The sequence below is a fragment of the Methylobacterium sp. PvR107 genome (genome assembly GCF_017833295.1).
Taxonomy (GTDB): domain Bacteria; phylum Pseudomonadota; class Alphaproteobacteria; order Rhizobiales; family Beijerinckiaceae; genus Methylobacterium.
In genome coordinates this window covers 2,440,999-2,454,087 of the sequence record NZ_JAFIBW010000001.1, presented here as the reverse complement: position 1 = coordinate 2,454,087, position 13,089 = coordinate 2,440,999, and the positions used below count along the sequence as shown (strand labels likewise).

At 70.4% G+C, this 13,089-nt stretch carries 12 protein-coding genes and 1 pseudogene; 9 read left to right on the top strand and 4 right to left on the bottom strand.

Going from position 1 to position 13,089, the window contains the following annotated elements; all coding sequences use genetic code 11:
- Positions 1 to 8: 8 nt before the first annotated feature.
- Positions 9 to 635 (bottom strand): glutathione S-transferase family protein, encoded by a 627-nt coding sequence (locus tag JOE48_RS11465; protein ID WP_210029892.1) that lies wholly within the window; start codon positions 633 to 635, stop codon positions 9 to 11.
- 98 nt (positions 636 to 733) lie between these two features.
- Here JOE48_RS11465 and JOE48_RS11460 point away from each other — a divergent pair, with 98 nt between their 5' ends.
- The 3 genes from JOE48_RS11460 (at position 734) to JOE48_RS11450 (ending at position 4,215) form a co-directional block, all read left to right on the top strand.
- Entirely contained in the window at positions 734 to 1,645 is a 912-nt protein-coding gene (locus JOE48_RS11460) for a LysR family transcriptional regulator (RefSeq protein WP_210029891.1), read from the top strand.
- 328 nt (positions 1,646 to 1,973) lie between these two features.
- Complete coding sequence (locus JOE48_RS11455; protein WP_210029889.1) at positions 1,974 to 2,891, top strand: amino acid ABC transporter substrate-binding protein; 918 nt, start codon at positions 1,974 to 1,976, stop codon at positions 2,889 to 2,891.
- An 82-nt stretch (positions 2,892 to 2,973) separates the two neighbouring features.
- The gene (locus JOE48_RS11450; RefSeq protein WP_210029888.1) at positions 2,974 to 4,215 is read left to right on the top strand and encodes an MFS transporter; all 1,242 of its coding nucleotides are present in this window, start codon (positions 2,974 to 2,976) and stop codon (positions 4,213 to 4,215) included.
- Between the two features lie 2 nt (positions 4,216 to 4,217).
- Here JOE48_RS11450 and JOE48_RS11445 read toward each other — a convergent pair whose 3' ends face one another.
- Both JOE48_RS11445 and JOE48_RS11440 read right to left on the bottom strand, forming a co-directional pair.
- Positions 4,218 to 5,456, bottom strand: coding sequence for an NAD(P)/FAD-dependent oxidoreductase (locus tag JOE48_RS11445; protein WP_210029887.1), 1,239 nt, complete (start codon positions 5,454 to 5,456; stop codon positions 4,218 to 4,220).
- Positions 5,453 to 6,400, bottom strand: coding sequence for a LysR family transcriptional regulator (locus JOE48_RS11440; RefSeq protein ID WP_210029886.1), 948 nt, complete (start codon positions 6,398 to 6,400; stop codon positions 5,453 to 5,455). The genes JOE48_RS11445 and JOE48_RS11440 overlap by 4 nt, the downstream gene beginning before the upstream one ends.
- 194 nt (positions 6,401 to 6,594) lie before the next feature.
- On the opposite strand from JOE48_RS11440, the gene JOE48_RS11435 reads away from it, so the two are divergent.
- From JOE48_RS11435 to JOE48_RS11415, 5 genes and pseudogenes are all read left to right on the top strand, one after another.
- Positions 6,595 to 7,650 (top strand): class 1 fructose-bisphosphatase, encoded by a 1,056-nt coding sequence (locus tag JOE48_RS11435; RefSeq protein WP_210029885.1) that lies wholly within the window; start codon positions 6,595 to 6,597, stop codon positions 7,648 to 7,650.
- 23 nt (positions 7,651 to 7,673) lie between these two features.
- Complete coding sequence (locus JOE48_RS11430; protein ID WP_210029884.1) at positions 7,674 to 8,534, top strand: phosphoribulokinase; 861 nt, start codon at positions 7,674 to 7,676, stop codon at positions 8,532 to 8,534.
- Between the two features lie 20 nt (positions 8,535 to 8,554).
- Positions 8,555 to 9,241, top strand: a complete 687-nt coding sequence (gene rpe / locus JOE48_RS11425) for a ribulose-phosphate 3-epimerase (RefSeq protein WP_210029883.1) — start codon at positions 8,555 to 8,557, stop codon at positions 9,239 to 9,241.
- Positions 9,235 to 9,984, top strand: coding sequence for an HAD-IA family hydrolase (locus JOE48_RS11420; protein ID WP_210029881.1), 750 nt, complete (start codon positions 9,235 to 9,237; stop codon positions 9,982 to 9,984). The genes rpe and JOE48_RS11420 overlap by 7 nt, the downstream gene beginning before the upstream one ends.
- Before the next feature lie 268 nt (positions 9,985 to 10,252).
- Positions 10,253 to 11,408 (top strand): annotated as a pseudogene (locus tag JOE48_RS11415) (methyl-accepting chemotaxis protein).
- 91 nt (positions 11,409 to 11,499) lie between these two features.
- Here JOE48_RS11415 and JOE48_RS11410 read toward each other — a convergent pair.
- Positions 11,500 to 11,994, bottom strand: coding sequence for a hypothetical protein (locus JOE48_RS11410; protein ID WP_245252799.1), 495 nt, complete (start codon positions 11,992 to 11,994; stop codon positions 11,500 to 11,502).
- Between the two features lie 225 nt (positions 11,995 to 12,219).
- Here JOE48_RS11410 and JOE48_RS11405 point away from each other — a divergent pair, with 225 nt between their 5' ends.
- Positions 12,220 to 12,966 (top strand): YebC/PmpR family DNA-binding transcriptional regulator, encoded by a 747-nt coding sequence (locus tag JOE48_RS11405; protein ID WP_210029879.1) that lies wholly within the window; start codon positions 12,220 to 12,222, stop codon positions 12,964 to 12,966.
- The last annotated feature ends 123 nt before the right edge of the window (positions 12,967 to 13,089 follow it).

Below are 13,089 nucleotides of genomic sequence, written 5' to 3'. Positions count from 1 at the left end.
GATGCACCTCACACCGTTTCGGGGATGGGAGAAGCCGGCATCGGGATGAAGTCCGGCAGCGCCTCGACTCGCGCGATCCAGGCCCGGACAGCTGCGTAGGGTGCCAGCGACACGCCGCCCTCGGGCGCGTGCGCCACGTAGGAATAGCAGGCGATGTCGGCGAGCGTCGGCCGGTTCGCCGCGAGATAGGTCTGATCGGCCAGATGCGTGTTCATGAAAGTCAGAATCCGGGCCGCCGCGGCATGAACTGTCGTCCGATCGCCCGGCGCCCCGAACACGACCATCAGCCGGGCTTGGCCCGGCCCGTGCCGCACCTCGCCGGCCGCGATCGACAGCCAGCGCTGCACCTGCGCGGCCCCGAGCGGATCCGTCGGCATCCAGCCTCCGTCGGGAGCGTAGCGCGCCGCCAGATAGACGAGGATGGCGTTGCTGTCGGGCACCACCGCCTCGCCGTCGGTCAGCACCGGGATCTGGCCGAGCGGGTTGAGCCGCCGGAAGGCGTCCGCGCCCCGTTGGGCGGCGCTCCCCACCTCGACGAAACGGTACGGCAGTCCCAGCAGGGACAGGAACAGCTCCGCCCGGTGCGAATGGCCCGAGAGGCGCAGGCCGTAGAGGGTCAGGTCGGCATCGGTCATCGTGCGTGTCTCCTGCGATGGGTCCGATATCGCCCTTGCGCGGCTCGGTGAAAATCCGGAGAGATTGACAGTCAGAATTTCAGCGGTTGCAACAATCGATGGATCGTCTGGACGAGCTCGCTATCTTCGTCGCAATCATCGAGGCCGGCAGCCTCGCGGGCGCGGCACGGAGGCTGCGCCGCTCGGCCGCCGCCGTGACCCGGGCGCTCGCCAGCCTCGAGTCCCGCGCCGGAAGCCGGCTCGTCGAGCGCACGACCCGGCGCCTGGCGCCGACCCCCGCCGGGCTGGAACTCGCCGAGCGCGCCCGCGGCCTGCTGGCGGGCTACGAGACGGCTGTCTCGGGCGCAGCGCGTGACGCCGTCCGCGGCCTCGTGCGGGTCACGGCCCCGGTCCTGTTCGGGCGCAAGCACGTGGCGCCAATCGTGTCGGGCTTCCTCGACGCCTATGCGGAGACGCAGGTCGAGCTGGTGCTCGCCGACCGCAACCTCGATCTGGTGGAGGAGGGCATCGACGTTGCCCTGCGGATCGGGCAACTCGCGGAGTCGCGGCTCGTCGCGCGCCGGGTCGGGCAGGTGCGCCAGATCGTAGTGGCCAGCCCGGATTACCTCGCCGCGCGCGGCACGCCGCACCAGCCGGCCGACCTGAGCGACCACGACACCATCCTGGGCGTTGTGCGCTCGGGCGTTCGGGAATGGCGCTTCGGGGTGAATCGCGTGCGCCTCGCGCCGCGGCTCATCGTCAACGAGGTTGAGGCTGCGCTGATCGCCGCCCGCAGCGGGCGCGGCATCGCGCGGATCCTGTCCTATCAGGCGGCGGACGATCTGGCGGCTGGCCGCCTCGTCCGCCTGCTCGCCGCCCACGAGCCGCCGCCGGTCCCGGTCCAGCTGGTGACGCCGAGCCAGGATTTCCGGGCCGCGCGCGTCAATGCCTTCCTCGACTTCGCCGCCGAGGCCCTGCGGGCGCTGGCCGTCCTGCGCCCCGCCGCGGCCGAGGACAAGCCGGTTTCATAGCGGATCCGGCCTACTCCTGCCGCGGGCCTCACCCGCTCCGTCATCACGAGCGGAGCGAAGTGACCCAGAGCAGCGGGACGTCTGAAATCGTGGGGCCGACGGAATTGCTGCGCTCCACTCGCAAAGACGGCGAGACTGAAGCACGCAATGGGGACCCGTCTGACCGGCCATATCGGCATCCGACGCGATCTCCGGTCCGCTGAGCGCGTCCCCGCGGCCGGACTCTTGCTGAGACGGTTGCCGGGGCACCGATTCGGCGCGCGGTCGGCCCCCCGCCGGCTCCGACGGGCCGCGCGACCGACGCGCGATGATCGGATCAAGCCAGCCCATGCGTCTCCTCATTCCGCTCCTCGCCGCGCTCGTCTTCACGCTGCCCCAGCCGGCTGCGGCACAGGCCGAAAAGCTGACTGGCACCCTGAAGAAGATTCAGGACAGCAACCGGCTGGTGCTCGGCGTCCGCGATACCGCGCCTCCGTTCAGCTACATCGACCAGAACCAGAAGGTGGTCGGCTTCGCCGTCGACATCTGCCTGAAGGTCGCCGACGCTGTGAAGCGCGAGCTGAAGATGCCAGGTCTCGAAGTCGGGATGGAGTTCGTCAATTCCTCATCACGGATCCCGCTGGTCACCAACGGAACCGTCGACCTCGAATGCGGGACGACCACCAACAACGCCGACCGCAAGAAGCAGGTCGGCTTCACCAACACCCACTTCCTGACGGCGACCCGCTTCGTTTCGAAGAAGGATCAGAATATCGCCAGCCTCGACGACCTGCGCGGCAAGACGGTCTCGTCGGTGGCCGGCTCGACCAACATCCTGATGCTGATCAAGGCCAACAATGACCGCAAGCTCGGTATCACGGTCATCGCCGCCAAGGACGTGCCTGAGGCCTTCCTCCTGGTCGAGACCGGACGGGCGGCGGCTTTCGTGATGGATGACGTGCAGCTCAGCGTGGTCGCGGCTCAGTCCAAGGATCCGTCGGCCTACGTGGTCAGCCAGGAAACCCTGTCGAACCCGGAGCCCTACGGGATCATGCTGCGCCGGGACGATCCGGCCTTCAAGGCGGTGGTCGACCGCGCGACCGCCGAGCTCTACCGGAGCCCCGAGATCATGACGATCTACGATCGCTGGTTCCTGAAGCCGGTCCCGCCGCGCGGCCTCAACTACAACGTGCCGCTCTCCTCGGCCCTGCGCTGGGCCTTCGCGCATCCGACCGACGATTCCGATCCGGCATTCTACGCGCACTGATCTGTCGCCCGGCGGGGTTCCGCTCGGGCGAGGGAGATGCGATGGCGCGGGTCTGGATCAGCCCGCGTCGCGAAGCGTCACCATGACCGACAGCACAGAGCCGGCTCTCACACCCGCTGCGACGCGTCCCGCGCCGCCGGCCACGTCGATCCCGCGCCTGATCGTGGTGCTGGCCTGCGCGGGGTTCGGGAGCACCTTCGCGCTCCGCTCGGTCGAGCCCCTGGTCGGCGTGCTCGCCCGGGACCTCGCGAGCGACGCTCACACGGTGGCGCTGCTCTCCACCGCCTTCGCGCTGCCCTACGCGTTCATCCAGCCCGTGCTCGGCCCGATCGGCGACGCGCTCGGCAAGGAGCGGGTGATGAGCACCTGCCTGGCGGTGCTCGCGGTCGCGCTCACCCTGTGCTGCGTCGCCCCCGACATCGGCAGCCTGTTCGGCCTGCGCATGCTGGCCGGCGCGGCGGCCGGCGGCTGCATTCCGCTCTCGCTGGCGCTGCTCGGCGACCGCGTGCCGATGGAGAGCCGGCAGGTGGCGATCGGGCGCTTCCTGGTGGCGGTGATCCTCGGCCAGCTCTCGGGCTCGACCTTCGCGGGCCTGATCGAGGCGGCGATCGGCTGGCGCGGCGTCTTCGCGGTCACGGCGGCGGTGGCGGCGTTTGCCTGCGCGGCGACCGTGTTCGGGTTCGACCGGTCCGGCCGGGCCGCCGCGCGCCGCCCGGCCTTCGGCGAGGCGGTGACGCGCTACCGGACGATCCTGCGCAATCCCCGGGCACGGGTGCTGTTCTCGGCGGTGTTCATCGAGGCCATCGCGATCTTCGGCGTGTTCCCGCACCTCGCCCCCCTGATCGAGGCCCGCGGGGAGGGGGGACCGCGCGAGGCCGGGCTCGTGCTGGCGGGGTTCGCGGTCGGCGGCCTGGCCTACTCGGCGCTCGTCGGGCTGCTGGTACGGCTGCTCGGCCTGCCGCGCATGCTCATCGGCGGCGGCCTGATCTGCGGCGCGTCGCTCACGGTGGTCGGGCTCGCCGGAACGTGGCAGGTCGACTGCGCCGCGCTCACCGCCATGGGCCTCGGCTTCTACATGCTGCACAACACCTATCAGACCCAGGTCACCGAGGTCGCGCCGACGGCCCGCGCCTCCGCGGTGGCGCTCCACGCATTCTCGTTCTTCTGCGGGCAGGCGCTCGGCGTTGCGGTGATCGGGCAGGCGCTGATCCGGTTCGGCCAGTTCGGGGCGCTCGCCGGCTGCGCCGTCACCATCCTGGCGCTCGGGATCGGCACCGCCATCGCCCTGCGGCAGAAGCCGGCGCCGGTCGCGTTCCCGGGCTGAGGTCAGGGCCGCCGCAGAGCCAGGGCCTTGAGGTCGAAGCCCAGATCGGCCGCCTGATCGGGGGCGAGCGGCGTCCCGGCGGCGAGCAGGCGCCGGGCGATCATGTGGTCGCCCGCCCGGTCGACGGATTCCACCGCGCTCAAGCGCCCCTCCCGGAAGCGGAAGACCGAGAAGGCGTCGCCGGAGCCGCGGACCACGCTGTCGTCTCCAGGGCCCGACAGCCCGGCGATCTGCAGCTTGTGCGGACCCTGGTCGCTCCAGAACCAGGGCAGCGCGCCGTAGGCCGCGGGCTTGCCGACGAGCCGGGCCGCGAGGCAACGTCCCTGGTCGATGGCATTCTGCACGGACTCGATCCGCACGGTGCCGTCCGCGTTGAGCCCGCGGGCGAAGGGGGTCGGGAACCGGGCGCAGTCGCCGATCGCCGAGATCGCGGGATCGGGCGTGCCCAGGAACGCATCGACCTGGACACCGTCCGCGGCCGGCAGGTCGGCCTCCGCGGCAAGGTCCCGGTTCGGCAGCACGCCGATCCCGACGAGGACGAGGTCGGCGGGCAGTTCCCGGCCGTCCGCCAGGGCGACGCCGGTAGCGCGGCCGTCCCGCCCGGAGATCGCCGTCACGCCCGCCCCGAACACGAAGCGGACGCCCAGGGCCTCCTGAGCCTCCCGGAAGAAGTCCCCCATCTCCGCCGAGACGGCCCGCGCCATCGGTCGCTCGGCCGCCTCGATCACCGTCACCGCGAGTCCGCGCGCGGCCGCGACGGCGGCAAATTCGAGCCCGATGAAGCCGGCGCCCACCACCACGACGCTGCGGGCCGCGGCAATATCCGCCTTCAGCGCGTCGGCATCCACGAGACCGCGGAGCTGACGCACGCCCTCCAGATCGGCGCCCGGAACGGGCAACGGCCGGTTGCGGGCGCCGGTGGCGAGCACAAGGTGGTCGTAGGGCAAACTGCCGCCATCCGAGAGCTGCAGGCGGTGGTCCGCCCGTTCGATCGCGACGGCGCGGAGTCCCGGCCGGTGTGTGATCGCATGCTCGGCGAAGAAGCCCGGCGGTCGCAGGAACAGACCCTCTTGGTCGGTCTTGCCGGCGAGATAAGCCTTCGACAAAGGCGGGCGCTGGTAGGGGAGGGCGGCCTCGTCGCCCACCAGGGTGATCGGGTCCGCGAACCCGCCCTCGCGCAAGGAGGCGGCCAGCTGGAAGCCGGCCTGGCCCGCGCCCACGACGACGATTCCCGCGTTCATGCCTTGGCCCCCGCCTGGGCCAGGCCGCTCTGCGCGACGCCGGGCAGGCTGCGCGCGCCCTCCGCCATCAGGAACGACCAGACCGCGGAGGCCGCCGGGCCCAGCACCTTGTCGGCGCGGCGGACCGCGTACCAGTCGCGCCGGATCGGCAGGCCTTTCACGTCGAGGAGCACGAGGCGGCCGCTATCCAGCTCGGCCGCCACCGAGTGCACCGAGAGCAGCGCGATGCCGAGACCGGCCATCACCGCCTGCTTGATCGTCTCGTTCGAGCCGGTGTCGATGTCCAGCGGCGCCCGCTTCACCAGCACGCCGGCCATGAATTCCTCGAACACCATGCGGGTGCCCGACCCCTCCTCGCGCAGGAAGAACGGCTGGTCGGCCAGATCCTCGCGGTTCAGGCCGGCCTTGCCAGCCAACGGGTGCCCCGGAGGCGCGATGAGCACGATCGGGTGCGGCCCAAACGTGGCGGCCTCGATCGGGAAATCCCGGGGCGGGCGGCCCATCAGGGCGAAGTCGATCTCGTAACCGCGCAGCGCCTCCACGGTCTGGCCGCGGTTGCGCACCGACAGGCTGATCTCCACGCCGGGATGCTTCTTGACGAAGCCGGCGATCACCTGCGGGGCGAAGTACTTGGCGGTCGAGACGACGCCCAGCGCCACGCGTCCACCCTCGGCACCTCGGAGCGTGCGCAGCCGGTCGGTGCAGGTCTCCAGCACGGTGTTGATGCTGTCGATCGCCCAGAGCATCTCGCGGCCCGCATCGGTCGGCTTGAGGCCGCCGGGCGTCCGGTCGAACAGCAGCAGCCCGGCCTCCTCCTCCAACTGGCGGATGCGCGCGTAGAGCGCGGCCGAGGTGACGTTCAGCTCCTGCGCCGCCCGGGTCATGGTGCCGAGGCGGGCGACCGCAGCGACCGCCTGGAGCTGCTTGAGGGAGAGATTGCGCATGGCGGATTTCTCGGCGGACATCCCGTTTTTTTCGTCCTATGGCACAAGATCGCACAGAAATCTTGAAGGCCGCGCCGCGGGTTCCTGTCGATCCGGAGACAGAGACCGCTATCTTGGCAGCCAAGCGGCCGCTACAGAGCCGGCGCGGAACGCGCGATCCCGACGGACGGGATCCGAGCAGGAGGAGTAGGCCGATGGCAATTTCAGCGGCGATCGGGACGCCTCTCGAGACCTGCCTGGCGCAGGCCGTGGGCGCCAATCCGGCGCTGAAGGACGCCGCCGCGGTGATCGCGGCCGTGGCGCGCTCGGCGGCGGAGATCAGCGAGCGGATCGGGCGCGGTGCGCTTGGCGGCGACCTCGCTGCCGCGGGCGAGCACAACAGCGACGGCGACGTCCAGAAGGCGCTGGACGTCATCGCTCACGAGAGTGTGACGGCAGCTTTGCGCGGTGCTCCGGTGGCCGAGGTCGCCTCCGAGGAAGCCGAAGAGGTGATGCGGCTCGATCCGGACGCGCCGCTGGCGGTCGCCATCGACCCCCTCGACGGCTCATCCAACATCGGGGTGAACATGGCCGTCGGCATGATCTTCGGCATCCGGCCGTCGATCAAGGATCCGGCCAACCCGCTCACCTCGTTCACGACGCCCGGCTCGACGCAGATCGCCGCCGGCTTCGTCACCTACGGCCCGGCCACCGCGTTGATCCTGACGCTTGGCGAGGGCACCCAATCCTACGTGCTCGACCGCGCCGTGGGGACGTTCAAGCTGACGAACCCCGCCCTGTCGGTGCCGGCCTCGACCAAGGAATTCGCGATCAACGCCTCGAACGCCCGGCATTGGGACGCTCCGGTGAAAGCCTATATCGAGGATTGCCAGCGCGGCACCGAGGGCCCGCGCGACAAGGACTACAACATGCGCTGGCTCGCCTCCCTGGTGGCCGACATCCAGCGCGTGCTGACCCGTGGCGGCGTGTTCCTCTATCCGGGGGATGCCCGGAAGAACTACGCCCGCGGCCGCCTGCGGCTGCTCTACGAGGTCGCGCCCGTGGCGATGCTGGTCGAGCAGGCCGGGGGCGCCGCCACCGACGGCCAGACGCGGATCCTCGATCTCGTGGCCACCGGCATCCACGAGCGGGCGCCGCTGGTCTGCGGCTCCACCGAGGAGGTGGACTGCGTCGCGACCTACTATGCGGGCGGCAAGCCCGATGCCGGCCGCTCGCCGCTCTTCGGCCAGCGCGGCCTCATGCGGTCGTAGGCGCAACACGAAGGCCGAACAGAATGTCGGCGCGGCACCCCATCATCTCGGTCACCGGCTCCTCCGGGGCCGGCACCACCTCGGTGCGCAACACCTTCGAGCAGATCTTCCGCCGGGAGGATGTGCTGGCGGTGTTCATCGAGGGCGACGGCTTCCACGCCTTCGACCGGGACACGATGCGGGCCATGATGGCGCGGGAGCCGACGCTGTCGCACTTCGCGCCCCGGGCGAACCTGCTACCGGAGCTGGAGGCCGTGTTCCGCAGCTACGCGGAATCCGGGACCGGCCGCACCCGCCACTACGCCCATGACGCCCACGACGCGCTGGCCTACGGCATCCCGGAGGGCAGCTTCTCGGACTGGGAGGCGTTTCCGCCGGATTCCGACCTGCTGTTCTACGAGGGGCTGCACGGCTGCGTCGCCGATCAGGACGTCGACATCGCGCGTTATGCCGACCTGAAGATCGGCGTGGTGCCGGTGATCAACCTGGAGTGGATCCAGAAGCTGCACCGCGACCGCTCGTTCCGCGGCTATTCCACCGAGGCGGTCACCGACGTGATCCTGCGGCGCATGCCCGATTACGTGCAGACCATCTGCCCGCAATTCTCATTCACCGACATCAACTTCCAGCGGGTGCCGACGGTCGACACCTCGAACCCGTTCATCGCCCGCTGGATCCCCACGGCCGACGAGTCGATGGTGGTGATCCGCTTCAAGGACCCGAAGGGGATCGACTTCTCGTATCTCGTCTCGATGATCCACGACAGCTTCATGAGCCGGGCGAATTCCATCGTGATCCCCGGCGGCAAGCTCGATCTTGCGATGCAGCTGATTCTGACGCCGATGATCATGCAGCTCGTCGAGCGCCGCCGCAGGCTGGCGTGAGCCAATCCCGAAAGCCTCCTATGCTTCCTCCCATCCTCGCCCCCTCCATTCTGTCCGCCGACTTCTCGAAGCTCGCGGAAGAAACCCGCGCCATCGATGCGGCCGGGGCCGACTGGATCCACCTCGACGTGATGGACGGCCATTTCGTGCCCAACATCACCTTCGGGCCGCCGGTCGTGAAGGCGCTCCGCCCGCACACGCAGAAATACTTCGACGTGCATCTGATGATCGCCCCGGCGGATCCGTACCTCGCGGCCTTCGCGCAGGCAGGCGCCGACGGCATCACGGTCCATGCTGAGGCCGGCCCGCACATCCATCGCTCGCTCCAGACCATCCGCGACCTCGGCAAGCGCGCCGGGATTGCGATCAATCCCGGCACGCCGGCCGCGATGGTCGAGCCGGTGCTTGACCTTGTCGACCTCGTGCTGGTGATGACCGTCAATCCCGGCTTCGGCGGCCAGAGCTTCCTCAAGAGCTGCATGGAATCGGTTGCGCGGGTGCGGGCCATGGTGGCGGGGCGCGATATCCGCATCCAGGTCGACGGCGGCATCGATGCGGAGACCGTGAGAGCGGCGAGCCGCGCGGGTGCCGATACCTTCGTGGCCGGCAACGCCGTCTTCTCGGGCGGTCCGGCCGCCTACGCGGAGCGCATCGCGGCGATCCGCGAGGGCGCGGAGGGCGCATCCGGCCGCGACCTGTCGTGTTGAAGGCGCTGATCTTCGACGTCGACGGCACCCTCGCCGAGACCGAGGACCTGCATCGGCAGGCCTTCAACCGCGCCTTCGTGGAACTCGGCCTGCCCTGGCACTGGGACGCGGCGCTCTACGCCGACCTGCTCACCGTGATGGGCGGCAAGGAGCGGCTCGCCTACTACATCGACACGCAGCATGCGCCTGACGCGAAGGCGCTTCACGCGCTCGCTCCCGAGATTCACGCCCGCAAGACGGCGGCCTACGGCGCGCTCGTGGTGGAGAGCCGATTGCCTCTGCGGCCCGGTATCGCCCGGCTCATCGCCGAGGCCCGGGCGGCTGGCATCCGGCTCGCCGTCGCCACCACCACCAGCCGGCCGAACGTCGACCGACTGCTGGCCATCAACTTTCCGCCAGGCGACGCGCCCTTCGACGTGATCGCGGCGGGCGACGAGGCGGATCGCAAGAAGCCCGCCCCGGACGTGTATCTTCTGGCGCTCGCCGGCCTTGACGTCGCCGCCTGGGAGGCCGTCGCATTCGAGGATTCGGCCGCCGGGATCAGCTCGGCGCGCGCCGCCGGCCTCCCGGTCCTGGCGACCCGCAGCCGCTACACCGGCAGCCACAAGCTCGACGGAGCTTTCTCGGCGGTCTCGGATCTTGGAGAGCCCGGGAGCCCGCACCGACACATCGCGGGTCTTGAGTGGCCGCACCACGTGGTGACGCTGGCTGACTTGAAGGACTGGCACGCGGGACGTCGCTAGGCGGGTCTTGCAAGAGCCGCCGCTGCGAACCCGGTCCTGGATCGATCTCAGCGGTGCCGGCACCGCCAACGTGGTGGTGATTGAGTTCTTTGCGAGCGGTCGGGCTGCGAAGCCCGAGGAATGGCTGCGGCTGAACACGTTGGAGACACAGGCGGCCGCGGCCTGGAAGCTGGCGCAGCGATCGATCGAGATCGCGGGGGCTGAGGCATCCGTCAGAGCGATCTATGCCCGGGCGGACGCAGCCTACTTCACCGGCCAACTGGCCGAAATGCGGCAGGCCGCCCTCGACGCCCTCATGAAGGGGCGTCCCATTCCCACCTCGGCCGCCGAGTGGGATGCCAAGGCCCTGATCGGCCTGAATGCGATCTCCGAGGCGGCGATCGCGGCCATCGACTCCGCGGTCGGGAAAGCGGGCGCCTCCGCGGCGGCGGCGCGGCGGGAACTCGCGATCGCCGTCGCCGCGATGATGTTCGCGACCAGCTTTGCGGCTGCGGCGATCATTATCGTGCAGGCCCGCGTTGTGCGGGGGATTCTCGACCTGGTCGATGCGATGCGGCGCCTCGCCGAGGGGCAGCGCCAGGCGGCCATGAACCAGATCGCCGACGCGTTCGAGCGGACGGCCGGCGGAATCGTCGGCCGGGTCGCGTCCTCGGCCGACGCGCTGCAGGCCACCGCGAAGACCATGGCGACCACCGCCGCCGGGACGGCGGAGCGGTCCTTCACCGTGGCGGCTGCGGCCGATGAGGCCGCGGCCAACGCCGGCACGGTGGCGGCGACCTCCGAGGAGCTCGGCACGTTGGTGCGGGAGATCGGCCGGCAGGTTACCGGCTCGGCCGATCTAGCCCGGGCCGCGGTAGACGAAGCGGACCGGGCGGCCGAGCTGGTGGAGGCCCTGACGGCGAGCGTCGCCCGGATCGACGAAGTTGTGGGATTGATCTCGGGCATCGCCGCGCAGACCAACCTGCTGGCGCTCAACGCCACGATCGAGGCGGGCCCGCGCCGGCGAGGCCGGCAAGGGTTTCGCGGTGGTGGCCGCCGAAGTGAAGGCGCTGGCCGACCAGACCGCCAGGGCGACCGACGAGATCGGCCGGCAGATCCGGCAGGTGCAAGGGGCGACGGGTCAGGCGGTATCGGCGATCGAACGCATCGCCGGCCGCATCCGCGCGATCGACGGTGCTGCGGCCTCGACCGCGGCCGCGGTCGAGGAGCAGGGGGCGGCGACGCAGGAGATCGTGCGGAACGTCGGCCAGGCGGCCGCCGGCACTGGTGAGGTGACCAGCAACATCACGGGCGTCGCCGGGGCGGCGGAGAAGACCGGCGCCGCGGCGGACCGGGTGCTGGCCTCCGCCTTCGAGCTTGCGCGCCAATCGGACGAACTCACCGAGGAGGTTCACCGCTTCCTCGCGACTGTGCGGGCAGCCTGATCGACGCGAGCTGCTCCGCCGCGCTTCAGCGGGCCGGCCGCGTTTCCGGATCCCGGTGCGGGCAGGCCCGCGAAGGGGCTGGTCGAGGCGCTTACCCCACGAGCCGGGCCCGTACGGGGGTGCGCCGCCGGTTGCGCGCCGCCGTGCGCCCCTCGCTGCGCCCGTGCGCCTCGGTGGCGAACAGCATCGTGCCCGCAACCACGCCGAGCGCCGCCGCGATCCCGAGCTTGAGCCAGCGCGGATCGGCGGCGGCTACAGGGCTGGTCGCGTGGGCGTCGAGGCGCCCGTGTGCCCCGGGATCGGTGTCGACCGGGTCGTAGAGGTTGTCGGGGCAGTTCGTCTGGGTCTTCACGCTGGTGATCTCCCCGCGATAGCCGTGCCGGGCCAGACTTCCGTCGACCCAGCCCGGGATCAGCATGTTTCCGATGATCGCCTTCCCGGCCGAGGCGCCGATCCACAATTGCCGCGGCGCATCGTGGGCCGCCCGGAATATGCGCCGGGCGATTGCAGCGGGCTGATAGATCGCGTGCCGGGCACAGTCGTGCGCGACGGCCCGGCCGACACCGGCGCTCGCGTAAGCTACCATGTCCGTCTTGCGCCTGTTACGACCCGATATCCGACATCCGGCCTAGGAGGTTTCCTGCAGCAACGCCTGGACGCGGCGATCTTTCCGCCGCAAGCCGATCACCGACACCGTGACCGGCCGCGTTGCTTCGCCGGAAGGCGGCGGCCTATAACGCGGCGACCTCACAGCCGCGACGGCGGGGTCCCGGATGCCCGCCCTCGCCAACGAACAAAAGTCTGAACCGTCATGGCAGGCCATTCGCAGTTCAAGAACATCATGCACCGGAAGGGCCGGGTGGACGCGGTCCGCTCGAAGGTGTTCGGCAAGCTCGCCCGCGAGATCACCGTGGCGGCCAAGCTCGGCACGCCCGACCCGGCGATGAATCCGCGCCTGCGGGCGGCGATCCTGGCGGCCCGCGCCGAGAACATGCCCAAGGACAACATCGAGCGCGCCATCAAGAAGGCCGCCGGCGCCGACGGCGAGAATTACGAGGATATCCGCTACGAGGGATACGGGCCGGGCGGGGCCGCGCTGATCGTCGAGGCGCAGACCGACAACCGCAACCGCACCGCCTCGGATGTGCGCTCGGCCTTCACCAAGTCCGGCGGGAGCCTGGCCGAGACCGGGGCCGTCGCCTTCATGTTCGACCGCGTCGGCGTCATCGCCTACCCGGCCGCCGTGGCCGATGCCGACACGATGCTGGAGGCTGCGATCGAGGCCGGCGCCGACGATGTCAGCTCCGGTGAGGACGGGCACGAGGTGATCTGCGCCCAGGATTCCTACGGCGAAGTCGCCAAGGCGCTGGAGGCCCGCTTCGGCGAGCCGAGCCGCACCGGCCTGATCTGGAAGGCGCAGAACACGATCGATGTGGACGATGAGACCGGCGAAAAGCTGATCCGCCTCGTCGAGGTGATCGAGGACCAGGACGACGTTCAGAACGTCTACGTCAACTTCGCCTTGTCGGACGCGCTGGTGGCGAAGCTGCAGGCGTAAGCGTTCACCCCATGGGCCAAGACACCGGAGCCCCGCGTTGCGACGTGCCCGATGTCTGCTGCCCGCCTGACATCGAACCCCGTTATTCCGGGGCGCTGCAGGCGAACCCGGAATCCAGGGCCG

Excerpts from the sequence above, each read along its gene's own strand:
- JOE48_RS11465 (WP_210029892.1), bottom strand. The coding sequence starts at position 635 with ATGACCGATGCCGACCTGACCCTCTACGGCCTGCGCCTCTCGGGCCAT.
- JOE48_RS11460 (WP_210029891.1), top strand. The coding sequence starts at position 734 with ATGGATCGTCTGGACGAGCTCGCTATCTTCGTCGCAATCATCGAGGCC.
- JOE48_RS11455 (WP_210029889.1), top strand. The coding sequence starts at position 1,974 with ATGCGTCTCCTCATTCCGCTCCTCGCCGCGCTCGTCTTCACGCTGCCC.
- JOE48_RS11450 (WP_210029888.1), top strand. The coding sequence starts at position 2,974 with ATGACCGACAGCACAGAGCCGGCTCTCACACCCGCTGCGACGCGTCCC.
- JOE48_RS11445 (WP_210029887.1), bottom strand. The coding sequence starts at position 5,456 with ATGAACGCGGGAATCGTCGTCGTGGGCGCGGGCCAGGCCGGCTTCCAG.
- JOE48_RS11440 (WP_210029886.1), bottom strand. The coding sequence starts at position 6,400 with ATGCGCAATCTCTCCCTCAAGCAGCTCCAGGCGGTCGCTGCGGTCGCC.
- JOE48_RS11435 (WP_210029885.1), top strand. The coding sequence starts at position 6,595 with ATGGCAATTTCAGCGGCGATCGGGACGCCTCTCGAGACCTGCCTGGCG.
- JOE48_RS11430 (WP_210029884.1), top strand. The coding sequence starts at position 7,674 with ATGTCGGCGCGGCACCCCATCATCTCGGTCACCGGCTCCTCCGGGGCC.
- rpe (WP_210029883.1), top strand. The coding sequence starts at position 8,555 with ATGCTTCCTCCCATCCTCGCCCCCTCCATTCTGTCCGCCGACTTCTCG.
- JOE48_RS11410 (WP_245252799.1), bottom strand. The coding sequence starts at position 11,994 with ATGGTAGCTTACGCGAGCGCCGGTGTCGGCCGGGCCGTCGCGCACGAC.
- JOE48_RS11405 (WP_210029879.1), top strand. The coding sequence starts at position 12,220 with ATGGCAGGCCATTCGCAGTTCAAGAACATCATGCACCGGAAGGGCCGG.